Annotated in this window: 23 protein-coding genes and 1 tRNA gene; 12 read left to right on the forward strand and 12 right to left on the reverse strand. The window is 66.7% G+C overall.

Annotation, left to right across the window (positions count from 1 at the left end):
- Window positions 1–6 precede the first annotated feature (6 nt).
- The 7 genes from ACZ45C_RS02675 to hisG all read left to right on the forward strand — a co-directional run bounded on the left by ACZ45C_RS02675 (window position 7) and on the right by hisG (window position 3,376).
- Window positions 7–381, forward strand: a complete 375-nt coding sequence (locus tag ACZ45C_RS02675; protein WP_460562866.1) for a HesB/IscA family protein — start codon at window positions 7–9, stop codon at window positions 379–381.
- A 105-nt stretch (window positions 382–486) separates the two neighbouring features.
- Window positions 487–732 (forward strand): DUF5816 domain-containing protein, encoded by a 246-nt coding sequence (locus ACZ45C_RS02680; RefSeq protein ID WP_460562865.1) that lies wholly within the window; start codon window positions 487–489, stop codon window positions 730–732.
- A gap of 128 nt (window positions 733–860) precedes the next feature.
- Complete coding sequence (locus ACZ45C_RS02685) at window positions 861–1,202, forward strand: DUF7116 family protein (protein WP_460562864.1); 342 nt, start codon at window positions 861–863, stop codon at window positions 1,200–1,202.
- An 86-nt stretch (window positions 1,203–1,288) separates the two neighbouring features.
- Complete coding sequence (locus tag ACZ45C_RS02690) at window positions 1,289–1,489, forward strand: dodecin (protein ID WP_460562863.1); 201 nt, start codon at window positions 1,289–1,291, stop codon at window positions 1,487–1,489.
- A 73-nt stretch (window positions 1,490–1,562) separates the two neighbouring features.
- Window positions 1,563–2,246: a DUF7119 family protein gene (locus ACZ45C_RS02695; RefSeq protein WP_460562862.1), complete on the forward strand. Its 684-nt coding sequence runs from the start codon at window positions 1,563–1,565 to the stop codon at window positions 2,244–2,246.
- A gap of 48 nt (window positions 2,247–2,294) precedes the next feature.
- A tRNA-Lys gene (locus ACZ45C_RS02700) sits at window positions 2,295–2,368 on the forward strand.
- 117 nt (window positions 2,369–2,485) lie between these two features.
- The gene (hisG, locus tag ACZ45C_RS02705) at window positions 2,486–3,376 is read left to right on the forward strand and encodes an ATP phosphoribosyltransferase (protein ID WP_460562861.1); all 891 of its coding nucleotides are present in this window, start codon (window positions 2,486–2,488) and stop codon (window positions 3,374–3,376) included.
- Window positions 3,377–3,398: 22 nt separating this feature from the next.
- Here hisG and ACZ45C_RS02710 read toward each other — a convergent pair whose 3' ends face one another.
- The 4 genes from ACZ45C_RS02710 to ACZ45C_RS02725 all read right to left on the reverse strand — a co-directional run bounded on the left by ACZ45C_RS02710 (window position 3,399) and on the right by ACZ45C_RS02725 (window position 7,452).
- A complete protein-coding gene (locus tag ACZ45C_RS02710) occupies window positions 3,399–3,665 on the reverse strand; it encodes a GIY-YIG nuclease family protein (RefSeq protein ID WP_460562860.1) in 267 nt (88 codons plus the stop codon).
- A gap of 108 nt (window positions 3,666–3,773) precedes the next feature.
- Window positions 3,774–4,517 carry a DNA polymerase sliding clamp gene (locus ACZ45C_RS02715; protein ID WP_460562859.1) on the reverse strand — a complete coding sequence of 248 codons (744 nt, stop codon included), beginning with the start codon at window positions 4,515–4,517 and terminating at the stop codon, window positions 3,774–3,776.
- 193 nt (window positions 4,518–4,710) lie between these two features.
- A complete protein-coding gene (locus tag ACZ45C_RS02720; protein ID WP_460562858.1) occupies window positions 4,711–5,985 on the reverse strand; it encodes an MFS transporter in 1,275 nt (424 codons plus the stop codon).
- 63 nt (window positions 5,986–6,048) lie between these two features.
- Window positions 6,049–7,452 (reverse strand): phosphohexomutase domain-containing protein, encoded by a 1,404-nt coding sequence (locus ACZ45C_RS02725; protein WP_460562857.1) that lies wholly within the window; start codon window positions 7,450–7,452, stop codon window positions 6,049–6,051.
- Between the two features lie 91 nt (window positions 7,453–7,543).
- Here ACZ45C_RS02725 and ACZ45C_RS02730 point away from each other — a divergent pair, with 91 nt between their 5' ends.
- The 4 genes from ACZ45C_RS02730 (at window position 7,544) to ACZ45C_RS02745 (ending at window position 10,434) form a co-directional block, all read left to right on the forward strand.
- Complete coding sequence (locus tag ACZ45C_RS02730; RefSeq protein ID WP_460562856.1) at window positions 7,544–8,083, forward strand: NADPH-dependent FMN reductase; 540 nt, start codon at window positions 7,544–7,546, stop codon at window positions 8,081–8,083.
- A gap of 85 nt (window positions 8,084–8,168) precedes the next feature.
- On the forward strand, window positions 8,169–8,705 hold the full coding sequence (gene hjc, locus ACZ45C_RS02735; RefSeq protein ID WP_460562855.1) for a Holliday junction resolvase Hjc: 537 nt from the start codon (window positions 8,169–8,171) through the stop codon (window positions 8,703–8,705).
- Window positions 8,706–8,811: 106 nt separating this feature from the next.
- Window positions 8,812–9,792 carry a serine/threonine-protein kinase Rio1 gene (rio1, locus tag ACZ45C_RS02740; RefSeq protein ID WP_460562854.1) on the forward strand — a complete coding sequence of 327 codons (981 nt, stop codon included), beginning with the start codon at window positions 8,812–8,814 and terminating at the stop codon, window positions 9,790–9,792.
- A 99-nt stretch (window positions 9,793–9,891) separates the two neighbouring features.
- Window positions 9,892–10,434: a KH domain-containing protein gene (locus tag ACZ45C_RS02745; RefSeq protein ID WP_460562853.1), complete on the forward strand. Its 543-nt coding sequence runs from the start codon at window positions 9,892–9,894 to the stop codon at window positions 10,432–10,434.
- Window positions 10,435–10,461: 27 nt separating this feature from the next.
- Here the strand turns inward: ACZ45C_RS02745 and ACZ45C_RS02750 are convergent, their stop codons facing one another.
- The 6 genes from ACZ45C_RS02750 to ACZ45C_RS02775 form a co-directional block, all read right to left on the reverse strand.
- The gene (locus ACZ45C_RS02750) at window positions 10,462–11,118 is read right to left on the reverse strand and encodes a lactate utilization protein (protein WP_460562852.1); all 657 of its coding nucleotides are present in this window, start codon (window positions 11,116–11,118) and stop codon (window positions 10,462–10,464) included.
- 399 nt (window positions 11,119–11,517) lie between these two features.
- Window positions 11,518–13,170: a thermosome subunit alpha gene (gene thsA, locus ACZ45C_RS02755; RefSeq protein ID WP_460562919.1), complete on the reverse strand. Its 1,653-nt coding sequence runs from the start codon at window positions 13,168–13,170 to the stop codon at window positions 11,518–11,520.
- Window positions 13,171–13,354: 184 nt separating this feature from the next.
- Window positions 13,355–14,692 carry a glutamate-1-semialdehyde 2,1-aminomutase gene (gene hemL / locus ACZ45C_RS02760; protein WP_460562851.1) on the reverse strand — a complete coding sequence of 446 codons (1,338 nt, stop codon included), beginning with the start codon at window positions 14,690–14,692 and terminating at the stop codon, window positions 13,355–13,357.
- Between the two features lie 131 nt (window positions 14,693–14,823).
- Window positions 14,824–16,542 carry an ammonium transporter gene (locus tag ACZ45C_RS02765; protein WP_460562850.1) on the reverse strand — a complete coding sequence of 573 codons (1,719 nt, stop codon included), beginning with the start codon at window positions 16,540–16,542 and terminating at the stop codon, window positions 14,824–14,826.
- A 517-nt stretch (window positions 16,543–17,059) separates the two neighbouring features.
- Complete coding sequence (radA, locus tag ACZ45C_RS02770; protein ID WP_460562849.1) at window positions 17,060–18,091, reverse strand: DNA repair and recombination protein RadA; 1,032 nt, start codon at window positions 18,089–18,091, stop codon at window positions 17,060–17,062.
- A gap of 199 nt (window positions 18,092–18,290) precedes the next feature.
- Complete coding sequence (locus ACZ45C_RS02775) at window positions 18,291–18,791, reverse strand: ACT domain-containing protein (RefSeq protein WP_460562848.1); 501 nt, start codon at window positions 18,789–18,791, stop codon at window positions 18,291–18,293.
- A 175-nt stretch (window positions 18,792–18,966) separates the two neighbouring features.
- Here ACZ45C_RS02775 and ACZ45C_RS02780 point away from each other — a divergent pair, with 175 nt between their 5' ends.
- A complete protein-coding gene (locus ACZ45C_RS02780) occupies window positions 18,967–21,168 on the forward strand; it encodes an ATP-dependent DNA helicase (RefSeq protein ID WP_460562847.1) in 2,202 nt (733 codons plus the stop codon).
- Window positions 21,169–21,195: 27 nt separating this feature from the next.
- Here the strand turns inward: ACZ45C_RS02780 and ACZ45C_RS02785 are convergent, their stop codons facing one another.
- Together ACZ45C_RS02785 and ACZ45C_RS02790 are read right to left on the reverse strand one after the other, a co-directional pair.
- Entirely contained in the window at window positions 21,196–21,570 is a 375-nt protein-coding gene (locus ACZ45C_RS02785; RefSeq protein ID WP_460562846.1) for a DUF7473 family protein, read from the reverse strand.
- Window positions 21,571–21,652: 82 nt separating this feature from the next.
- Complete coding sequence (locus ACZ45C_RS02790; protein ID WP_460562845.1) at window positions 21,653–22,210, reverse strand: TATA-box-binding protein; 558 nt, start codon at window positions 22,208–22,210, stop codon at window positions 21,653–21,655.
- Between the last annotated feature and the right edge of the window lie 11 nt (window positions 22,211–22,221).

The raw sequence follows: 22,221 nt of genomic DNA on the forward strand, positions 1-22,221 counted from the left end.
ACGGGTATGAGTACCGACACTGTCGACACGGACGGAGGTGGGAGCGACCCGGCGATAGAGGTGACCACCGACGCCGCGGCGGAGGCGCTCTCTCTTCTGGAAGGCGAGGGACTCGACACCGATGAGGCCGGGCTGCGGCTGTTCGTCCAGCAGGGCGGTTGTGCCGGCCTCTCGTACGGAATGCGGTTCGACACGAAGCCCGAAGACGACGACCTCGTCGTCGAACACCACGGGCTCCGCGTGTTCGTCGACCCCGCGAGCCAGAACTACATCGGCGGGAGCACGCTCGATTACGAACACGGCCTCCAGGCCGCCGGCTTCGAGGTCGAGAATCCGAACATCGTCTCCGAGTGCGGCTGCGGCGAGTCGTTCCGGACGTGACTGTCACCGTTTCCGCTTCCGGCGGTCGCAGTAGCTCCATTTTTCGACGTGTCGCGTCCGTCTTCGAGTCGCGTTTTTAAGCCCGTTCGGACGGTAGCGGGTCGCATGAGCCTCGACGCCTCGACGACCACCGACGGGGAGCGGGTGTACACCGACCGGACGCTGGCCGAACGCGGCGCGGACGGCCCCTTCTACGTGGTGTTCGAAGACGCCGACGGATCGTCGCGCTGGGGGTTCCGCTGTGGCAACTGCGAGTCGTTCGACACCGCGATCGACACGATGGGTCGGATCCAGTGTACCGACTGTGGAAACATCAAGAAGCCCGACGAGTGGGACGCGGCCCACGAGTGAACCCGTCGAGTGCGGGCGGTCTCGAGAGCGTCGCGCGATGGGTGTCGGACCGCCACGATCGCCGCGTGCTCGCGCCGCGACAGAACCGTGAGAAACTTTATCACGGATGCTGGCCAACGTCGAGGTAGATGGCCCCTGCGAGCATCCCACCGACGACGGAGGCCAGAGACGTCTTTCGTGAACTCGGATACACCGTGAGCGAGGACGGACGCGAGTTCGTCGCGGAGCGGAAGTGGCGGCGCGTGCTCGTGACGGTGTTGTGTCCCGCTGACGACGACGACCTCGACACGTATCTCGCGGACGGCGGCGACGCGCCCCGGCTGCGGTGTTTCGTCACGTGGCGCGAGAACGCGGGCGACCTGCGGGACCGACTCGTCTCGAAGAAGCCGCCGTACGACTGGGCGGTCATCGGTATCGAAGACGACGGCGCGGACTTCGCGGTGATGGAAGGCGCACCGGGCAGTCCGTGACCGACGCGGTCGGTGCGGCCAGCCTCTCCTGATCGGCTGCGGTCGGGGATACATTCAAATCCCCGTGTTCCGAATTAGCACGTGACATGGTATTTAAGAAGATCACGATGATCGGAACGAGCGAGGAGAGCTTCGAGGCCGCCGCCGACGACGCGATCGACCGAGCCGAGGACACCCTCGAAAACGTCTACTGGGCGGAAGTCGAGGAGTTCGGTGTCGAGTTACAGAACGCGGTCGACAGGGAGTATCAGGCCGAAGTGGAGATCGCCTTCGAACTGGCCGACTGACGTGGCGGTCTCAGTCGGGATCGAGCTACCCGAGTGCCGACCGCTTATATAGGCGGCCCCGAACGAATACGACATGACCGAGGATTCACGCGCGGACCGACGCTCTCCGGTCGGCGAGCCGGTCGTTCGATCGGACCCGGCGGTCACGGGCGACCGCGCCGCCGAGGCGGTCGGCTTCGACCCCGACGACCCCGAGAGCGTCGCCGAGGCGGCCGAGACGGTGGCGCGCTTCGCGGCCGGCGACGTCGGCGACGACGACCACGTGTTGATGCTGCGCGGCGCGGCCGCGTGCGCGGCGCTCGTCCGTGGCGTCGGGTCGTACAAAACGGCGGCCGAACGCGCCGGCGACGACGTGAGCGTGGCGTTCATCCGCAAGTGGGCGCGCGTTCACGACCTCCCGCAGGCCATTCGCCGACAGGTCGCGAGCGGACGGATCGCACCGAGCGCGGCCAAGCACATCGCGCGGCTCGGCGGCACCGACCGCTATCTGCTCGCGTGGGCGACCATCGACGGCGACCTGACGGTCCGGGAGGTCCGCTCCATCGCCTCGGCGGTCAACGACGGCAGCGACGTCGAGAGCGCGGTCCGCGAGGCGGGCGTACAGCTCGGCCACGTCGGAGTCGACCTCCCGCGCGACACGTACGTCGAACTCCGCCGCCGCGCCTCGAACGAGAGCCGCGCACCGGGAGACATCGTCGCCGCCGCGCTCGACGACTACTTCGCCGCCGCCTCCGACGACGCGCCCCGGTCGCCGTAGCGCGTTTCTAAACGTTTATCCGTGGTGTGCTCGTAGTCGATTTCGTCTGGGCCGGTAGCTCAGTTAGGGAGAGCGTCCGGCTTTTAACCGGACGGTCGGGGGTTCGAATCCCTCCCGGCCCGTGTCCTGTCGCGAGCATATCGCGAGCGGCGGTGCTGTGCGGGTGAGTACCACTCGCCGCCCCTGTCGATTCCGCCCCGGACGAAAACGTTTCCCCGCCACCCCACGAGTCGTCGGGTATGCGCATCGCCGTCCCCAACAAGGGTCGCCTGCACGAGCCGACGCTCTCGCTTCTGGAACGCGCCGGACTCCACGTCGAGGAGACCGCCGATCGACAGCTGTACGCGGACACGGTCGATCCCGAGGTGACGGTGCTTTTCGCCCGCGCGGCCGACATCCCCGAGTACGTCAGCGACGGCGCGGCCGACCTCGGCGTCACGGGCCTCGATCAGGCCGCGGAGTCCGGTAGCGTCGCCGACGATCCCGAGACGGCCGGCGACGCCGACCTCGTCGACCTCCTCGATCTCGGGTACGGCTCCTGTCGCCTGGTGCTCGCCGCACCGGAGGACGGCGACATCACGGCAGTCGAGGACCTCGCGGGCGCGACGATCGCCACCGAGTTCCCGACTGTGACTCGCGAGTACCTCGACCGGAAGGGTGTCGACGCCGACGTGGTCACCGTGACCGGCGCGACGGAGCTGACCCCGCACGTCGACATGGCCGACGCCATCGTCGACATCACCTCGACGGGAACGACGCTGCAGGTGAACCGCCTCGTCGTGATCGACGAGGTGCTCGCCTCGTCCGTGCGGCTGTTCGCCCGCGCCGACGTCGCAGACGACCCGAAGGTCGAACAGGTGCGGACGGCCTTCGAGTCCGTCCTCGCCGCCGACGGGCGGCGCTACCTGATGATGAACGCGCCGAAAGACCGCCTCGCCGAGGTGAAAGACGTGATCCCCGGACTGGGTGGCCCGACCGTGATGAACGTGGAGGCCGACGAGAACGGCAACGGGATGGTGGCCGTCCACGCAGTCGTCGAGGAGCGCGACGTGTTCGCGACGATCGCGGAACTCAAGGAAGTCGGCGCGAGCGGCATCCTCGTCACCGAGATCGAACGTCTGGTGGAGTGAGCCGAAACACGGGCGGCACCGGTCAGCTCTGACCGCCCCCGTCGTCGCGACCGATCAGTCGGTCTTTCTCCGGTCGCGTGAGCGACTTGACCGCGTGTTCTCTCGACATCGCCGCCGACTTCGACTCGAACGACTCGACGTGCCGCAGCGTCACGGGCGTCCGCCCGCGGGTGTATTTCGCACCCTCGCCGGAGTCGTGCTCGGTCACGCGCCGCTCGACGTCGGTGGTGTACCCGGTGTAGAGCGTCCCGTCGGCACACTCTATCACGTACACGTAGTGGTCGGCCACGGGTCGCCTTGCGCCTCGGACACTAAGGAGATACGGATTACGGTCTCACCCCGATCGGCCTCACAGATGCGAGTCGGGCGACTCAGCGATGGACCGCTCGGCCGCGGCTCACTCGCTCTGGATCCGCGGTGCGAGCATGAACGTCACGTGACCCAGCCCTTCGGCGAAGCCGTAGTGGAGTTTGACGGGGAACTCCTCGCCGAGTTCGATGGTCACCTCAGCGTCGGAGGGTATCGCCTTGTTCATGTCTTTGAGATAGTCCAGGCTGAACAGCGAGTCCGCGGGGCCGGCGGTGAGCGCGATGAGGTCCTCGCGGGCGAGTTTCAGGTCGACGTCGTCGGTGTCGCCTTCGGCCTCGATGAAAAAGGCCTCGTCGCTCTCGTCGACGCGGAGGCGGATGTGATCAGAGACCATGTCGGCGGCGGTGATGCCGCGGTCGATCTGTGCGCCTTCGACGACGATCTCGGCGGCGAGATCGAGTTCGGGGATGTCCGGCTCCTGACGGATCGAGTCGGGGTCGATGAGCGCGAGCGTGTACGACAGCCCGTCGATCTCGATGTGGAGCTTGCGGGTCTCTTCGTCGAGTTCGAGATGGATCAGATCGCCGGAGTTGGCCATGCCGGCGATGTCCTCTAAGCGGGCGAGATTGACGCCGATGACGCCGCCGTCGGCCTCGTAGGACTCGAACGCCGCGGCTTCGAGAGTGAGGTCGACCATCCCGACGTTGGCGGGGTCGACCGCCCGGATCGAGAGTTCCTCCTCGTTCAGGCGGATCTTACACTCGTCGACCAACACGCTCACCGAGTCGAGCGCGTCCTGAAACGTCGACGCGCCCACGATGGCCTTGAACATATACGTTCGGCTAGGGCGGTATCACCTAAAAAGGCACCCGATCGGAGCGGAATCGCTCCGGCGTGTCGACCGCCGCGGGATCGGCTCGAGCGCCACCGACTGAGACGATCCGTCGCGGGCAACTCAGTCGACTGCTCCGCGGTGAACGGACGGATCGGACCGGCGACCGACATCGGACGGACGGCCATGCGACTCACGACCGCCGCCTACGCGCGAACCAGACGGCACAACAGATGGCGAGCACGACGGCGACGGTCGTGACCGCGAACGCGACCCGATAGCCGAAATCGGTGTACGCGACCGCGCCCGCCACGACGTCTTCGGTCCGGTACCGGTCGAGTACGGCCCCCATCAGCGGCGGCAGTGCGGCCCCGCCGAAGAACCCGGCCCCGTTGACGGTCGCCGTTGCGACACCGCTGGCCCCGGCCGGGTACTTCTCTTTTATCACCGGCAGCGAGAGCATCGTGACTCCGAGACTGAATCCGATCACGAAGTAGACGACTGCGACCACCGGCAGCGGCGGCGCACCGAAGATGGGTATCACTCCGAGTGCGGCCGCGAAGAGTCCGAGTCCGGCGATCATCGGTGCCAACCGGCGTCCGATCCTGTCGGATATCCACCCGACCGTCGGTCCGCCGATCAGCATCCCGACGGCTCCGATCAGCGTGTAGTACGACGCGGTCGTGACCGAGAGTCCGTGGACGACGACCAGATACGGTACGCCCCAGAGCCCGATCACGGTCAGGATCGTTCCCATGGAACAGAAGAAGACCACCGAGAGCAGCCACTGGTCGGGGTCGGCGAGCAGCGTCCGCACGTGACGAACGGTTTCGCCGAACGTCACGGCGGGCCGCTCGGGGACGTTATCGATCGGATCGAGCCCGGCCGCGGCCGGCGATCGACGAACGAACAGCCAGACGCACCCTCCCGCGACGATCCCCAAGCCCGCGAACGCGAGGATCGTCGACCGCCAGCCGAACCACCGGATGAGATACGCCAGCGGCGTCGTCGCGACGATCGCGCCGAGCCCCGCGGTCCCCGCGGTCAGTCCCGTCATCGTTCCGAACTCGTCGGCCCGAAACCAGTTCGCGCAGAATCTGATCGTGGAGATGAAGACGACGCCGCTTCCGAACCCGATCACCGCCCGAAAGAGAAACGCCGAGCGGTATCCGCCGCTGAGCGCGAACCCGATCGCACCGGCGCTGAGGGTGACGGCCCCGGCCGTTCCGACGGACCGTGCACCGTACCGATCGGCCAGCATCCCCGTCGGGATCTGGACGGCCGCGTAGATGACGAAAAACGACGCGTGGAGCGTTCCCAACTGGGCCGCCGTCACTCCGAACGCCGAAATCAACCGCTCGGACAGCACGGCCGTCGACAGCCGGTGGATGTTGACGAGTAAGAACACCCCGACGAGCGACCCCCAAGCCACCCAGCGCCGCCGTGTCGGGTCAGAAAGAAGCTGCATACTTCCCCACTTCGCACGGGGGCGAAAATACTCTTGGGGCGACCCCGCCGACCCGTCCGACCCCTATATCAGCGGTTCGACGATCTCGCGTCCCTCGCCGAGGAGCGCCTCCACCGCCTCGTCGCTGTCGGCTTCGGCGTACACGCGTAGCTTCGGTTCGGTTCCCGATGGGCGGACGAGCAGCCACGAGCCGTTCTCCAAGAGGAGCTTGAACCCGTCGAGGGTGACCACCTTCGCGACCGGGGATCCCCGAACCGAATCGGGGATGTGATCTTCCAGGTCGGCGAGGACTCCCTCCTTCCGATCGTCGGGGCAGTCGAGAGACACCTTTCCGGACGCGATACGGCCGTGTTCGTCGAGCAGTCGGTCGACCCGGTCGTCGAACGGCTCCGCGGCGTGAGCGCTCGCGGCGAGGAGCGCCATCAACACGCCGTCCTTCTCCCGGACGTGTCCGCGGAGGGTGAACCCGCCCGACTCCTCGCCGCCGAACAGCGCGTCGTGATCGCCCATCGCCTCGGCAACCCACTTGAAGCCGACCGGCGTCTCGTACACCTCCTCGCCGTGCGCCTCCGCGATCCGGTCGACGAGGAACGTCGTCGAGACGGTGCGGACCGCGGGACCGGCGTCGGTCTCGAGCAGCCGGTCGTAGCAGGCGGCGTAAAACAGGTTAGCGTCGAGCACGCCCCGATCGGGCGTGACGACGGCGATCCGGTCGGCGTCGCCGTCGTTTGCGACGCCGAGATCGACCTCGTTCTCGGGATCGGTGACGCGGTCGGCCAGCTCGCTGAGATGCTCCGCGCTCGGCTCCGGCGAGTCGCCGCCGAACGTCACGTCGCGGTCACAGCGCAGCCGGACCACCTCGGCCCCGGCGGATTCGAGGAGGACGTCCGTGACCCCGCGCCCGCTCCCGTGCATGGCGTCGTACGCGACCGTGAGCCCGGAGAGGTCGACGCCGGAACCGGTTCCGGCGACGCCCCCGACCACCGCGCGGGCAGACGCGGCGTGGCTGGCCACTAGGTCGACGCGGGAGACCTCGCCGCGCTCGGCCTCGGGTAACAGGTCGGGCTCCGCGAGCCGGTCGACCACGTCCTCGGTCACGTCCGGAAGCGCGGGCGCGCCGTCGTGCGGAATGAACTTCACGCCGTTGTACTCCGGCGGGTTGTGCGAGGCGGTGACCATGCATGCACCGGCGAGTCCACGGTCGACGATGGCGTGAGCGATGACCGGAGTGGGGACGTCGCGTTCGGGGAGCAGCACGTCGAAGCCGTTGCCCGCGAGCACCTCCGCGAGGCTCTCGGCGAACCCCTCGGAGGTCTCACGGGCGTCGTAGCCGACCGCGACCGGCTCGTCGTGGCCCGCCGCTTTCAGGTGGTCCGCGACCGCCTGTCCCACGATCCGCACCCGTTCATCGGTGAAGACGTCGAGGGTGGCTCGCCACCCGTCCGTTCCGAAGGAAATCCGATCCATGGGCGTCACGTCGTGGGCGGGGACAATAAGACTCGGTGTGACCGGCGCGGCGAACGCCCTCGTTTTTGTCTCCGCGGTCCGAAGCCGACGTATGACTCGAATCGTCGCGATATCCGGCAGCCGCCGAGCGGCGAGCACGACGCGAGCGGCGCTCCGCGTCGCCCTCGACGCCGCGGGCGACGCCGGCGCGGAGACGGATCTGATCGATCTGGGCGCGGTCGACCTCCCGCTGTATCACCCCGACGAGGACGCTCAGGGCGACAGCGAGGCACTGACACGGCGGGTGCGAGAGGCCGACGGCGTGCTCGCGGGCACCCCCGTCTACCGCGGTTCCTACTCCTCGACGTTCAAGAACTTCCACGATTTCTGCGGCTCGACGGAGTACGAGAACACGGCCGTGGGTCTGCTCGCGACCGCCGGCGGCGGCTCCTACGGCGGGACGCTCGAACACCTCCGGTCGACGTTTCGAAACGTCCACGCGTGGACGGTCCCCGACGAGGTAGGGATAGAGCGCGCCTCTTCGAAGGTCGAGACCGGCACCGACCCACGGATTACGGACGAGGACCTCCGCCGGCGCACCGAGCGACTCGGTCGGGTCGTACTCGAACACGCGGAGCGGATGCGGGGGTGAGGGGGACAGCGGTGTCCGCCTCGCGGCTCCGTGACTCGCCGCCCTTTTGAGCGCCTCGCGCGTACGGCGTCCATGACCGAATCGGGTGACGACGACTGTGTCCGCTAACCGGAAGGGCGACCGCCGCGAGCGAGAGCTGGTGAACGCGCTGGACGAGGCGGGATTCGCCGTGATGCGTGCCCCGGCCAGCGGCTCGTCGACGGAGCGGGAACTGCCCGACGTACTCGCCGGCGACGGCGAGACGTTCTACGCGATCGAGGCGAAATCGAGCGCCGGAAACCCGATCTACCTCACCGGCGAGGAGGTCGAGGCCCTGCTGTTTTTCGCCCGGAACTTCGGCGCGAAAGCCCGGATAGCGGTCCGCTTCGACCGCGAGGACTGGTACTTCTTTCATCCCGGTGACCTGTACACGACCGACGCGGGGTCTTATCGCGTCAAAAAGGAGAAAGCGCTCGCGGACGGGACCGACTTCCCCGAGTTCGTCGGCGAGACGGAGAAAGTGACGCTCGACGAGGTCGGCGGCGACGGCGGGGACGACCCCGAAACGGCGGAGCGACGGGAGATCCTTGAGGCGGTTCGAGACGGACACATGCCGGTCTCGGACGCGCTCGACGTGTTGTGATTCATCTCGGTGATGTGACCCCTCTCGGCGAATCCGACGCGGCGCGGAGGCGCGCGCGGCTCCGGACCCCCTCGCTTATCCCTCGCGGCGTCGAACGTCCACCCGAATGAGCGAGGACTTCGGCCTGCTGGAGCCGGCTGACAACCCGGGGGACGAGTGGGAAACGCTCGACGTTTCCGACACTGAGGCCGACCGGGTCGCGCGCCGGCAGGACCGTGAGTTCGACGAGTTCCGCAAGCGGATCAAGAACACGGAACAGTTCAAACTCCAGGAGTCCGTGTTCGACGACGCGACGCTCGCGGCCGTCTACAAGCTCGTCCAGGACGGCTACGTCGACGCCTTCGGCGGCCCGGTGTCGACCGGCAAGGAGGCGAGCGTCTTCGAGGCGCTCGGCGGGCAGGCCGGTGAGCGCCCCGAGCCGGGATCGGACGCAGCCGGCGGCGGCCCCGAGGGCGTTCACCCGGAGCGCGAGGTCGCCGTGAAGGTGTACCGGATCAACTCCTCGAACTTCCGTCAGATGCGCGACTACCTAGAGGGTGACCCCCGATTCGAGGGGATCGCGAGCGACAAGAAGGCCGTCGTGTTGGCATGGACCCGCAAGGAGTTCGCCAACCTCGAACGCGCCCGCACGGCGGGCGTTCGAGTCCCCGAACCGATCGCGGTCCAGCGGAACGTCCTCGTGATGGAACTGGTCGGCCACGCCGACGACCGCGCGCGCCGTCTCTCGGAGGTCGACGTCGAGAACCCCGAGACCGCCTACGAGGTCGTCCGCGAGTACATGCGCCGGCTCTACCGCGCCGGCCTGATCCACGGTGACCTCTCCGAGTACAACATGATCATCCACGACGGGGAACTAGTTATCATCGACATGGGACAGGCGGTGACGGTCCACCACCCGAACGCCGGCGAGTTCCTCGACCGCGACTGCGAGAACGTCGCAGCCTTTTTCACCAGACAGGGGGTCGACGTCGATCCCGACGACCTCCACGCGTACGCGACCGAACCGGAACCCGATCCGAGCGGAGCGCCGGAGAGCGGATCGAGCGGGTCATCGGAGAGCGGACCGAGCGACCGCTCCGACGAGTAGCCACGGCGGCACCCTCTCCCCCGACGAAGAGCGCGCCATGCGGCCACACGCCGTCCGCAGCGGAACACGCTTAAAAGGCTCGGCCGGGTATCCACCGGCATGCAACACGTGACGGTTCCGCAGGACCGGATCGGCGTCGTCATCGGCGCCGGTGGCGAGACGATGCGGGAGATAGAAGAGCGGGCGAACGTGCGTCTCGACGTCGACTCGGAGTCGGGTAGCGTCGCCATCGAGGAGCGAGACGACCCCGTCGCCGCGATGGTGGCTCCCGACGTGATCAAAGCGATCGGTCGCGGCTTCACGCCGGAGACGGCGCTGTCTATCCTCGATCACGACCTCCGCACGCTCGATCTGATCGACCTGTCCGAGCACACGCGCAACGACAACGACCTCCAGCGGAAGAAGGGTCGGATAATCGGTGAAAACGGTCGGACCCGCGAACTCCTCGAAGAGCTGTCCGGCGCGAACGTCGTCGTCTACGGCACCACCGTCGGCGCGGTCGGACAGCCCGAGGAACTGGAGGTCGTCCGCCGCGCGGTCGGCATGCTGCTCGACGGCGCGCCGCACGGCGCGGTGTACTCGTACCTCGAGCGGATGTCGAACGAACTCGACGACGACGTGAGCTTCAACGCGCCGCAGTAGCGCGGCGATACCGCGTGGCAGTCCGCGTTAGTACCCGAGTCGATCGCGCACGAGGACGACCGTCGTCCGCCCCTCCTCCGTCTCTCGGCGGTAGACGAGCTGTTTGGCGATCGCCGACTCGACGCCGTACGCGTCCTGTGCGCGCTCGTTCTCTAGCGGATACGCGACCGACTCCAGCCGGTCGAACGCATCGGAGAGCGTCGGAACGATCTTGTTGGTGCCGGTGACGATGACCACGTTGCCGGCGGCGAACGGGTACGCCCCGATCCGGCTGCCGGAGAGGTCGGCGGCGACCAGTTCGCCCGTCTCGGCGATCGCGTTGATGCCGCCGAGGAAGTAGTCGGCCGTCTGTGACTCGCGGCGTGCGGTCTGTCGTTCGGCGTCGTCGTCGATACTCCAGATCTCATCGGGGAGGCTCTCCCACTCGTGTTCGCCCTCGCTGAGGAACTCCTCGAAGCCGATCTCTTCGAGCGTCGTCGAGTGGCCGTTCATCACCGACGCGCCCGCGGGGATCTGTGCCTCCACCGCGTCGAGCGCCTCGTCGGCGTCGTCGACGACGATCACGTCGAATCCGCGATCTTCGAGGTTCGATACGGTCTCCTCGACGGTCGCGTCGTCGGCAGGCTGGTCCAGCGTCTCGTCGATCTCGGTGTCGTCTGTGTAGTCCGCTTTCTGCTGTGGCATTGTAAGGGGAATCGAACGGATCGCGCCGCATCTCGCGCGCTCGCGGCGGACCCGCCTCGTGATCGATTGAAGGCGCGGACGACACTTAACGGCTCGCGAACACCCGTGTCGGGGGGTGACATCGGTGTTATCGTCGTGTCGGTGGAGCGATCGGTCACGAATCAAAGAACGAGCCAACGGCTAAGCGATCGGGCGTCACATCGGTCGTCGATAAAAATCGCGTATCGTCGAGACCCGAAAGGGTCGCGCGACGGTCGGTCGGGAGGCGGTTCGACGGAACGGCTGCGGTCGGCGTGGGGTGGATGTGTGAAGGCGTTAACCGAACTTCACTCCTCGCGGGTCGCGTGCGCTCACGGGACGCATCGTCCCGCTCGCTTCGAGGTTCTTTCAGAACCTCGCTTACATCGCACCGCCCATGCCGCCCATGCCGCCCATGCCGCCGCCCATTCCGCCGGGCGCGCCGCCGGGGCCGCCCTCGTCGCCGCCGTCGTCGGAGCCGCCGCCCTTGAGGTCGCCGGCCGCGATGACGTCGTCGATGCGGAGGATCATGACGGCCGCCTCGGTGGCGGACTCGATGGCCTGGGTCTTGACGCGGAGCGGCTCCACGACGCCCTCGGCCTCCATGTCGATCACGTCGCCCGTGTAGGCGTCGAGACCCGCGCCGAACTCGCCGCCGTCGTGGCGGGCGCGGAGGTCGACGAGCGAGTCGATGGGGTCGAGCCCGGCGTTCTCGGCGAGCGTGCGCGGGACGACTTCCAGCGCGTCGGCGAACGCCTCGACCGCGAGTTGCTCGCGACCGCCGACGGAGTCGGCGAAGTCGCGAAGCTGCAGCGCGAGTTCGGCCTCGGGCGCGCCGCCGCCGGGCAGGACCTGCCCGTCGAGCAGCGTCGTGCGCACGACGCCGAGCGAGTCCTCGATGGCGCGCTCGACCTCGTCGACGACGTGCTCGGTGCCGCCGCGGAGGATGAGCGTGACGGACTTGGCTTCCTCGACGTCCTCGACGAAGATGCGCTCGTCGCCGCCGATGTCCTTCTGGGCGACGGAGCCGGCGAAGCCGAGGTCGTCGGATTCGATGTCGTCGAGGTTGGAGACGACGCGGCCGCCGGTCGCGCGAGCGAGGCGTTTGAGGTCGCCGGACTTCGCACGGCGGACCGCCAGGATGCCCTCCTGTGCGAGGTAGTGCTGGGCCATGTCGTCGATGCCGTCACCGACGAAGACGACGTCAGCGCCGATGCCCTTCAGGTGGTCGACCATCTCGCGGAGCTGCTCTTCCTCCTGGTCGAGGAACTGCTGGAGCTGGTCGGGGTCCGTGACGTTGACCTCAGCGTCGATCTCCGTCTCCTTCACTTCGATTGCGCCGTCGAACAGCGCGACGTCGGCGTCCTCGACCGCGAAGGGCATGTTCTCGTCGACGCGCTCCTTGTCGACGATGACGCCCTCGACGAGCTCGGACTGGTCGATCGAGCTGCCGACGACCTTCTCGACGGAGACGTTCTCCGTGTCGATGCCGTCGTCGTCCTGGACCGCCAGCACGGCGTCGACGACGAGCTCGGCGAGCAGGTCCTTGGAGTTTTCGGCGCCCTTACCCGTCATCGCCGTCTCGGCGATTTCGACGAGCGTGTCGTAGTCGTCCGCGGAGACGTCGATGGCCTCCTCTTCGAGGATCTCCTTGGCCTTCTCTGCGGCCTGGCGGTACCCCTGCGCGAGCGTGGTCGCGTGGATGTCCTGATCGAGGAGTTCCTCGGCCTGATCGAGAAGCTCACCGGCGACGACGACGGCGGAGGTGGTCCCGTCGCCGACTTCCTCCTCCTGCGTCTCGCTGACCTCGACGATCATGTTGGCCGCCGGGTGGTCGATGTCCATCTCTTTGAGGATGGTGACGCCGTCGTTCGTGACGACGACGGACCCGCCGGAGTCGACGAGCATCTTGTCCATCCCTTTCGGGCCGAGCGTCGTGCGGACGGACTCCGCCACCGCCTTGCCGGCCGTGATGTTCATGTTCTGGGCGTCCTTCCCGGAGGTGCGCTGCGACTCCTCGGAAAGTACGATCATGGGCTGATTGCCCATCCGCTGTCGCTGAGACATAATCACCCATTGATTGTTTGTGATTCTATATAAACCTGTCGCTCATGCCGTGCGAAATCGCCACACGGGGGCGGTTACACCGCCTGTGTGTGGCTCGTTATCACGGGTATTTATAAAGAATGACAGACAGTCAGCGTCGCCGCAGGCGAGGTCAGATCGCTTCGCGATACGCCGCGAGCGTCTTCTCGACGTCCGCCTCCGTGTGCGCGTAGGAGGTGAACTGGCACTCGAACTGGTTGGCGGTGAGGAACACGCCGCGGTCTTTCATCTCCTGCCAGAACACCCGCTCCCAGCGGTCGGTCTCCGCGGCCGCCACGTCCGCGCCGGTCTTCGGACAGGTGTCGTACCGCCCGCAGTCGGCGTCCTGTCGGCACCCGTCCGCACAGCTGTCTGTCGTGTCAGCCGGCGTCTCGCGGGTGAACACCGTCTTGAACATCGAATCGGTTCCGACGACCGTGTACTCGGGCGCGCGCTCGGCGCAGACGTCGGCGATCCCCTCCCGAAGCTTTCGACCGAGGCGGTTGACGTGCTCGTACACGTCGTTCTCGGCGGCGTACTCCAGCGTCGCCTTTCCCGCGGCCATCGTCACCGGGTGTCCGGAGAACGTCCCCGATTGAAACACGCCGCCCGCGGGCGTGAACTCCTCGATTATCTCCGCTTTTCCGCCGATCGCACCGACGGGGAACCCCCCGCCGATGATCTTCCCGAAAGTGGTGACGTCGGGGGTGACGCCGAACTTCGACTGCGCGCAGCCGAGCCCGCCGACGCGGAACCCCGTGATCACCTCGTCGAAGACCAACAGCGCGCCGTGGTCGTCACACAGGTCCCGGAGCGTCTCGTGGTAGCCGTCGACGGGCATCACGATGCCCGTGTTCGCGAGGATCGGCTCGACGAGGACCGCGGCGATGTCGTCGCCGTGCTCGGCGAACACCTCCTTCGCGGCCCGCGGATCGTTGAACGGAATCGGGAGGGTGTGTTTCGCGAACTCCCCGGGGATCCCCTTCGTCGACGGGCGGGGATTCTCGGGACTCCCCTCGACGAGCGTCGACTCCTGTGCGCCGTGGTACCCGCCCCGCATCACGACGATCTTGTCGCGGTCGGTGTGCCCTCGCGCCAGCCGCACCGCGGAGACGGTCGCCTCCGTCCCCGAGTTGACGAATCGGATCGACTCGACGCTCGGGACGTGACGAGCAACGAACTCCGCGTGCTCCACCTCCACCTCCGTGGGCGCGCCGTACATCGGCCCCGCGGCCGCGTGCGACTGGACCGCCGACTCGACCGAGTCCGGCAGGTCGTGACCGTACAACAGCGGCCCGTATCCCATCACCCAGTCGACGTACCGATTGCCGTCGGCGTCGATGACGTGACCGCCGTCTCCCCGCTCGATGAAGAACGGATGCGGCATCGTCGCGCGGACGGAGGAGTTGACCCCGCCGGGCGAGACCGACAGCGCGCGGTCGTACAGCTCTCGTGAGCGCTCGTGGTTCATGTCTCGGCGTTCGGTCGGCGGATGAAAGTAACTGCCGACCCGCGGCCGTCGCTCGCCGGGAGAGGTCAATGAAAAGAAACCGCCGTCAATACGCCGGACCGATCGATCGGGACGAGTTCACGTCTCCGATCTCACACGGCCTCCGGTCCTCTCGTTCCGGTGCGGACCTGCAGCGCGTCCTCGACCGGCATAATGAACACCTTTCCGTCGCCGGGCTCGCCGGTCTTTGCGGCCTCGCTGATCGCCTCCGCGACCTCGTCGGCCGGAATGTCGGCGACGACGATCTCTATTTTGACCTTCTGGTGGAGGTCGACCGTGAACTCCTCGCCGCGCCACTGTCCCTTCTTGGCGGGCTGGCTGCCGCGGCCGGAGACGTTCGTCACGGTGAGCGAGGGCGCGTTGATCTCGACGAGAGCCTGCTTGACCGCGCCGAGCTTGTCGGGGCGGACGACCGCCGTGACCATCTTGATCTCCGTGCCCGGCTCCTCGCCGCCGTCGGCGCGCGGGGAGTCGTCCGTGGTGTCGATGACCGAGGGGCCGCCGTCGGTCGCCACGCGGTCGCCGCCGAACTCGGGGTACGTCTCGACGCCGTGTTCGGAGATGTCGAGCCCCTCCTGTTCGTGTTCCGCGGTGACGCGCGCCGCGCCGCTCACTTTGAGGGCGTACCAGACGACGGCGGTCGCGGTGAGCGTCCAGCCGCCGATGATGACGACGCCGACCAGTTGCGCGATGAAGTGTGCACCGATGCTGCTGCTGAGCTGTCCGGGCGCGGCGACGAACGGGAACAGCAGGGTTCCCAACACGCCGGCGCTGCCGTGGACCGGGAACACCGCACAGACGTCGTCGATCTTGAGCGTATCCGAGACGAACTCGAAGACGATCGGGAGCTGTGCGCCGGCGAGGCCGCCGACAACGAGCGCACCCCACCACGCCGTCGTGTCCGGAATTGCGGTGATGCCGACCAGTCCCGCGAGCAGGCCGTTGGCGACGTAAAGCGTGTCGACCTTGCCCGTCTTCAGCCACACGACAAGCGCCGCTCCGATCCCGCCGGCCGCCATCGCGATCGTCGTCCCCATCGCGACCAGGTTGACGGTCATCGTGTTGAACACGCCGCCGCTGACAACCGAGGCCGTGCCGACGTTGAAGCCGTACCACCCGAACGCGAGGATGAGCGTCCCGAGGACGGCGAAGGTCAGCGAGTGACCCGGGATGACGTTCGTCGAGCCGTCATCGGCGTAGCGGTCCATCCGCGGGCCGAGCACGGCGGCGGCCGTGAGACCGGCGATGCCGCCCATCCCGTGGACGATCATGCCGCCGGCGAAGTCGTGGAACGCGGTCCCGGTCAGTTGGGCGACGAGCCCGTCACCGGAGGCCGACCAGGTGAACGCGATGACCATCGGGTAGATAACCGCTGCCAGGAGGAAGGTGTAGGTGACGTACGCGCGGAGCTTCGCGCGGCCGGCGACCGCGCCGGAGACGATGGTCGCCGCCGTCATCGCGAAGACGGCCCCGTAGAGCCAGTTGACGTACGGACCGACCGAGCCGGCCTCGGAGGCGAGTTCACCGCCGGAGAACAGCGTTCCGGCGACGGAGACGGGACCGCCCGAGCCGCTCATCACGCTGGTGAACGCCGTGCCGATCAGGAAGAACACCGTCACGCCCACACTCCACGTCAGGAGGTTCTTCGTCAGCTGGTTGGCGACGTTCTTCGAACGTACCTGCCCGGCCTCCAGCATGGCGAAGCCGGCGTGCATGAAGAAGATGAGGAACGTTACGACGAGGATCCACGTTCCGTTCAGTGCGTTCGCGAACGTCGTCGGATCGACGCTCGCGAGGACACCGGTCGTCACGAGGCGATCACCTCTACTGAACGTTCGTCCGTTGAGTGGCGCATTTCATTCGTGTTCATGTGCTGAATCACATCTCAACCCGGGGAATGGGAATTATATAAATGCTGGAGTTGACATATTCAAGAAATTCCCCTGGTAATACGCAGTCTGTTCAATATAAGGCATAATCTAGTGTATATAAGGACGTAAGCCAGCCGATTGTTGGGCAATACTTGCACCAGATTCTGACGAATGTGTTGTCATACGATTGAGTATTGGCCGCGAATTCGTCGATTTCGGCCCTTGAGACGCGGCGCGCGGCTACTCTCGGCGAGTATTGCCGAACCGTTTCGCCTCCGGGCGACGGTACGTGCACCGGTCCCGGCGTGTCGTGCGCTGAGATAAGCGATATCGGTGGTTTCGCGCGTCGAACGTAGAAGTTTACGTTCGTCAAGCCGATCGGAGTTCGAGACGAGTTGTGTCCATCACGTCCCCCGATACGGTTTCGTTCGGTCGGCTCCGTCGCGGCGACAGTCAGTCACTCCGGCTTCAGTCCCTCGCCCTGAACGCGCATTACGGCCTCGCCGTCGGCGAGGTTCGGCGCGTCGACGAGCCGAACGATCCGCTTGTTGCCCTTCGACTTCCGGAGGTAGATCCGGAACGTCGAGGCGTGTCCGAGTATGTTTCCGCCGATCGCCTGGGTCGGATCGCCGAAGTACGAGTCGGGGTTCGACGCGACCTGGTTGGTGACGAGGATGGCGGTGTTGTACAGATCGCCGAGCCGCATCAGGTCGTGGAGGTGCTTGTTGAGCTTCTGCTGACGCTCGGCCAGTTCACCGCGGCCGACGTACTCCGCGCGGAAGTGCGCGGTGAGCGAGTCGACGCAGACGATCCGGATGGGCCATTCGCTCTCCTCGTGTTCGCCGGCGAGTTCCTTGGCCTTCTCCGCGAGCAGAATCTGGTGATTGGAGTTGAACGCCTTCGCGACGTGGATCTGGTCCAAGAACGCCGCGATGAGTTCCTCCATCGCCTCGTCGTCTCCCGGTGTTCCCTCGATCTCGCGTCGCTCCATCTCCTCGGCGAGGATCTCGTCGTCGAGCCCGCGAACCATGTCGTCGATCCGTTCCGGGCGGAACGTGTCCTCCGAGTCCACGAAGATGCAACCGCCGTCGAGTCCGCCGTTCTCCGGCGGGAGCTGTACGTTGACGGCCATCTGGTGTGTGACCTGTGACTTCCCGGACCCGAACTCGCCGTACACTTCGGTGATAGACTGCGTCTCGATACCGCCGCCGAGCAGGTCGTCGACCTCGTCGATCTGCCACGAGAGCTTTCCGATCTCCTGTCGACGCTCCAGCACGGTCGCGCCCGTCTCGAAGCCGCCGACGTCGGCCGCGTCGCGGGCGGCGTTGATGATGTCGGAGGCAGACGACTCGCCGATATCGGCGGTGTTGGACATTTCGCCGGGACTCGCGACGGCGATCGACTGGTAGCTCTCGAATCCGTTCTCGACCAGTTTGTCCGCGGTCGCGGGACCGACTCCGGGGAGGTCTTCGAGTTCGTCTTCAGGCATGTACTCCACCCTTGCTCGGCATCGGGTATAAAGGCTGGTTTACACCTTGGTGAAAGTAAAACGGGCGGTTGACGTCCCGTCGGTCGCTGGCTCGGCATCTCTGATGAGAACTAGACACCCCGGCGAGATCGACCGTGCACCGGAAGTGGTCCCGGGCGAGATCGACCGTCGGCGAGCACGCGTGTTCGGTGGCGTGTCCTCAGAACCCGACCCGGCGGACGTAGCCGAGTTCGCGGATCTCGACGAGCAGCTCGCCGGGCAGCTCGGCGTCGGTTATGACGTACAGCTTCGGATCGTCGGTGAACTCCGGATCCTCGCTCAACACCTGACGGATCGAGACCCCGTGGTCGGCCAGTATTCCGGTCACCTCGGCGACGATGCCGGCCTCGTCGGCGGCTGCGACCTCGATCGTGAGCACCGTGAGATCGAGGACCGGTGCCAGGTCCATCAGGCTCGGCACCGACGAGATGTTGGTGAAGATGCGCTTCAGTTCCGGATCGTCTAAGATCGCGTCCGTCGTCGAGTCGACCACGCGCCGGTCGACGTCGAGTTCGCGCGCGATCCCGGTGTAGGGGATCTCGATCCCGCCGGAGACCACGCGGCCCGCCTCGTTGACCGAGAAGCCACGCTCCAAGAAGAGCCGAATGACGGCCTGCTGGCTGGGTGACCCCTCGAATTTTTCGAGGATCTCGTCGAACATTCGTTACTACGGCTGGTTCCCGCTCGGTGTTAAAAAGTCGGATGAACGGACGCGACCGGTGACGACGCGACGGACGAAGCTGACGAGGGCAGCCGACCGACCGTGTCGTTCCCGTCGTGATCACTTTCACCTCGCCACCCGACTCCTTTTAGGCCGAGCCGCCGAAGTTCGCCCCGTGTCAGAGTCGTCGCATCTGCGGTTCTTCCCGTACGAGGAACCGTTCCCGAACCAGCGCGAGGCGATGGACAGGGTCGCCAACGCGTTAGATCGGGGTCAGGACGTGCTGTTCGAGGGCGCGCCCGGAACGGGTAAGACCCTCTCCGCGCTCGTGCCCGCGCTCGAACACGCCCGCGAACACGACCGTACGGTGGTCATCACCACCAACGTCCACCAGCAGATGCGCCAGTTCGTCGAGGACGCCCGCGCCATAACGCGCGAAGAGCCCGTCCGCGCGGTCGTGTTCAAAGGGAAGGCCTCGATGTGTCACATCGACGTCGACTACCAGGAGTGTCAGACGCTCCGCGACACCACCCGCGATCTGGTCGAGACCGAGAGCGACGTTCGCGAACTGGAGGCTCGTCAACGCGAGCTGCTGGCCGAGAGCCGAGAGGGCGACGCGAGCGCGGCGGAGGCGCGCGAGTCGGTCATGGCGGCGCTCGACGATCTGGAAGACGAGATCGACGGATACGAGACCGCGAACGTCTGTTCGCACTACCGCAACAACCTCACGCGTGACACGGACGACTTCTTCGCGTGGCTCTTCGACGACGTTCGCACCCCTGAAGACGTGTACGCGTACGCGGACGAGCGCGACCTGTGCGGCTACGAGCTGCTCAAGGAGGGGATGGAGGGCGTCGACCTGGTCGTCTGTAACTACCACCACCTGCTCGATCCTCAGATCAGAGAGCAGTTCTTCCGGTGGATCGACCGCGACCCCTCGGAGATTGTGACCGTGTTCGACGAGGCGCACAACGTCGAGGACGCCGCCCGCGACCACGCCACGCGGACGCTGACGGAGAACACCCTCGACGCCGCCCTCGACGAACTCGACGAGAGCGACGACTCGCGCGCCGAGGCGGCGGAGAACGTGGTCGGCGCGTTCCGCGACGCGCTCGCAGAGACCTACGACGAGGCGCTCGGATTCGGCGACCGCGAGACGATAGGCGAGGGCTGGGAGGACGTGTCGATCGCGAACGACGACCGGCGAGACGACCTCACGCTCGCGTTCCTCGGTCACTACGAGGGGGCGGGGATCGACGCCGAGACCGAACTCGCGGTCCAACTCGGGCAGGCGATAGACGAGGAGTACGAGCGTCGCTACCGCGACGGCGAGACGACGACCCGGAGCGAGTCACAGACGCTTCAGGTCGCCCGGTTCGTCTCGACGTGGATGGACGAGGGGACGGAGCTCGGACAGTACCCCGTCGTCTCCGTTCGCCGTGACGCGGCGACCGAAGAGGTGTACGGCCGCGCGGAGCTGTACACCTGTATCCCACGTCGGATCACCGCCGAACTGTTCGACGAGGTCGCCGCGTCGGTCCTGATGAGCGCGACGCTTCGTCCCTTCGACGTCACCGAGGAGGTGCTCGGGCTGTCCGACGCGGCGTCGATCGCGTACGGGATGGCGTATCCCGAAGCGAACCGCCGCACGTTCGCGGTGGACGTTCCGCCGCTGTTCTCCTCGGAGCGAAACGATCCGGGGACGCAGGAGACCGTGGCCGACCTCCTCCGGGACGCGATCCGATTCACACCGGGGAACACGCTCGCTTTCTTCCCCTCGTACGCGGAGGCGGAGCGGTACTACGAGCGCCTCGGTACCGGGAGCGGCGGTACGACGCAGACCGACGCCGCTGATCTCGGTGATCTCCACCTCGACGGTCCCGGAGAAGACGAAGAGCGGATCCGCCAACGATTCGTCGAGAGCGACGACGCGACGCTTTTCACCTCGCTCTGGGGGACGCTCGCCGAGGGCGTGAGCTTCGACGGCGACGACGCCCGGACGGTCGCGGTCGTCGGTGTTCCCTACCCTCACCTCTCGGATCGGATGGAGGCGGTCCAGGCGGCGTACGACAGGGCGTTCGCCGACCGCGACCGCAGCCGCGACCCGGGGTGGACGTACGCTGTCGAGGTTCCGACGATCCGCAAGACTCGACAGGCGCTCGGCCGCGTCGTGCGGGGCCCGGACGACTTCGGCGTCAGGATCCTCGCCGACCGTCGCTACACGACGGCCGACATGGGAAAATACTCGGTTCGCGGGTCGTTCCCACCGGAGGAGCGCGACGAGTTGATAGACGTCGATCCGACGAAACTGAAGTTCGCGATGCTGAACTTCTACGGCGACCACGACGCGTACGACGGCCCGCCGCCGGAACCGTGAGATCGGTCGACCGGCGGGTCTCAGCCGTCACCCCGGCATCGACGCCAGAAGCACCGCGACACCGATCAGGATGATTCCGAGCAGCATCGAAACGACCGCGTGAATGGCCGTCATCACAGCGACCGCGCGGCGCGGCTGGTCGTAGCTCCACGCGAACATGACGCCGTCGACGAGGAGCGCGAGCGGGACGAGAAGCGCCTCGGTGACGGCGAACGCTCCGCCGCCGACGCCGATCACCGCGGGAAGCGGACCGACGTAGAGCGCTCGACGGGGGTCGACGTCGCCGAGCACGTTCCGCGCGGCGAGGTGGGCGGTGAGCGAGAGGAACGCGGCGAACAGGAGCGTCGTACCCAGCACCGATATCGGCGTGACCGCCTGAAGCGGGACCGCCTGAAGGCTCATGGCGGACGTACGTACCGGCGGTAAAAGTGACCTCGGTCTCGACGCGGATTCGGGATCGACACCGCCCTTTCGCGCGGTGCGTTCAGCCGATCAGGCCGAGTTCATCGAGTTCCTCGATTATCACGTCGACGGCGGCGGCCGCGTCGTCGGGACTCGTCCCGCCCGTGACGACGAGCTTCCCGCTGCCGAAGAGCAGCGCCACGACGTCCGGATCGTCGATACGGTAGACGAGACCGGGGAACTGCTCCGGTTCGTACTCGATGTGTTCGAGGCCGAGGCCGATCGCGATCGCGTTCAGGTTGAGTTCCTCGCCGAGGTCGGCGGAGGTGACGATGTTCTGGACCGTGATCTCGGGGTCGCCGACGGGAATATCCAGCGCGCGGAGCTTCTCGAAGACGATGTCGAGGCTCTCGTGGACGGCGTCGATGGAGTTTGCGCCGGTACAGACGATCTTCCCGGATCGGAAGATGAGCGCGGCCGACTTCGGGTCGGTCGTGCGGTAGACGAGGCCGGGGAACTGTTCGGGATCGTAGTCGGCACCCTCCAAGTCCATCGCGACGCGCTGGAGATCGAGTTCCCGGTCGATCCCCGTGGAGGCAACGACGTTCTCGATCGTGATCGTCTCCTTCGGATCGGCCATCACTGGTTCGA

The organism is Halorubrum pallidum, from assembly GCF_055380345.1.

Excerpts from the sequence above, each read along its gene's own strand:
- ACZ45C_RS02720 (WP_460562858.1), bottom strand. The coding sequence starts at position 5,985 with ATGCAGCTTCTTTCTGACCCGACACGGCGGCGCTGGGTGGCTTGGGGG.
- ACZ45C_RS02695 (WP_460562862.1), top strand. The coding sequence starts at position 1,563 with ATGACCGAGGATTCACGCGCGGACCGACGCTCTCCGGTCGGCGAGCCG.
- rio1 (WP_460562854.1), top strand. The coding sequence starts at position 8,812 with ATGAGCGAGGACTTCGGCCTGCTGGAGCCGGCTGACAACCCGGGGGAC.
- ACZ45C_RS02745 (WP_460562853.1), top strand. The coding sequence starts at position 9,892 with ATGCAACACGTGACGGTTCCGCAGGACCGGATCGGCGTCGTCATCGGC.
- ACZ45C_RS02785 (WP_460562846.1), bottom strand. The coding sequence starts at position 21,570 with ATGAGCCTTCAGGCGGTCCCGCTTCAGGCGGTCACGCCGATATCGGTG.
- hisG (WP_460562861.1), top strand. The coding sequence starts at position 2,486 with ATGCGCATCGCCGTCCCCAACAAGGGTCGCCTGCACGAGCCGACGCTC.
- thsA (WP_460562919.1), bottom strand. The coding sequence starts at position 13,170 with ATGATCGTACTTTCCGAGGAGTCGCAGCGCACCTCCGGGAAGGACGCC.
- ACZ45C_RS02680 (WP_460562865.1), top strand. The coding sequence starts at position 487 with ATGAGCCTCGACGCCTCGACGACCACCGACGGGGAGCGGGTGTACACC.
- ACZ45C_RS02715 (WP_460562859.1), bottom strand. The coding sequence starts at position 4,517 with ATGTTCAAGGCCATCGTGGGCGCGTCGACGTTTCAGGACGCGCTCGAC.
- ACZ45C_RS02685 (WP_460562864.1), top strand. The coding sequence starts at position 861 with ATGGCCCCTGCGAGCATCCCACCGACGACGGAGGCCAGAGACGTCTTT.
- ACZ45C_RS02750 (WP_460562852.1), bottom strand. The coding sequence starts at position 11,118 with ATGCCACAGCAGAAAGCGGACTACACAGACGACACCGAGATCGACGAG.
- radA (WP_460562849.1), bottom strand. The coding sequence starts at position 18,091 with ATGCCTGAAGACGAACTCGAAGACCTCCCCGGAGTCGGTCCCGCGACC.
- hemL (WP_460562851.1), bottom strand. The coding sequence starts at position 14,692 with ATGAACCACGAGCGCTCACGAGAGCTGTACGACCGCGCGCTGTCGGTC.
- ACZ45C_RS02790 (WP_460562845.1), bottom strand. The coding sequence starts at position 22,210 with ATGGCCGATCCGAAGGAGACGATCACGATCGAGAACGTCGTTGCCTCC.
- ACZ45C_RS02675 (WP_460562866.1), top strand. The coding sequence starts at position 7 with ATGAGTACCGACACTGTCGACACGGACGGAGGTGGGAGCGACCCGGCG.
- ACZ45C_RS02775 (WP_460562848.1), bottom strand. The coding sequence starts at position 18,791 with ATGTTCGACGAGATCCTCGAAAAATTCGAGGGGTCACCCAGCCAGCAG.
- ACZ45C_RS02690 (WP_460562863.1), top strand. The coding sequence starts at position 1,289 with ATGGTATTTAAGAAGATCACGATGATCGGAACGAGCGAGGAGAGCTTC.
- ACZ45C_RS02730 (WP_460562856.1), top strand. The coding sequence starts at position 7,544 with ATGACTCGAATCGTCGCGATATCCGGCAGCCGCCGAGCGGCGAGCACG.
- ACZ45C_RS02725 (WP_460562857.1), bottom strand. The coding sequence starts at position 7,452 with ATGGATCGGATTTCCTTCGGAACGGACGGGTGGCGAGCCACCCTCGAC.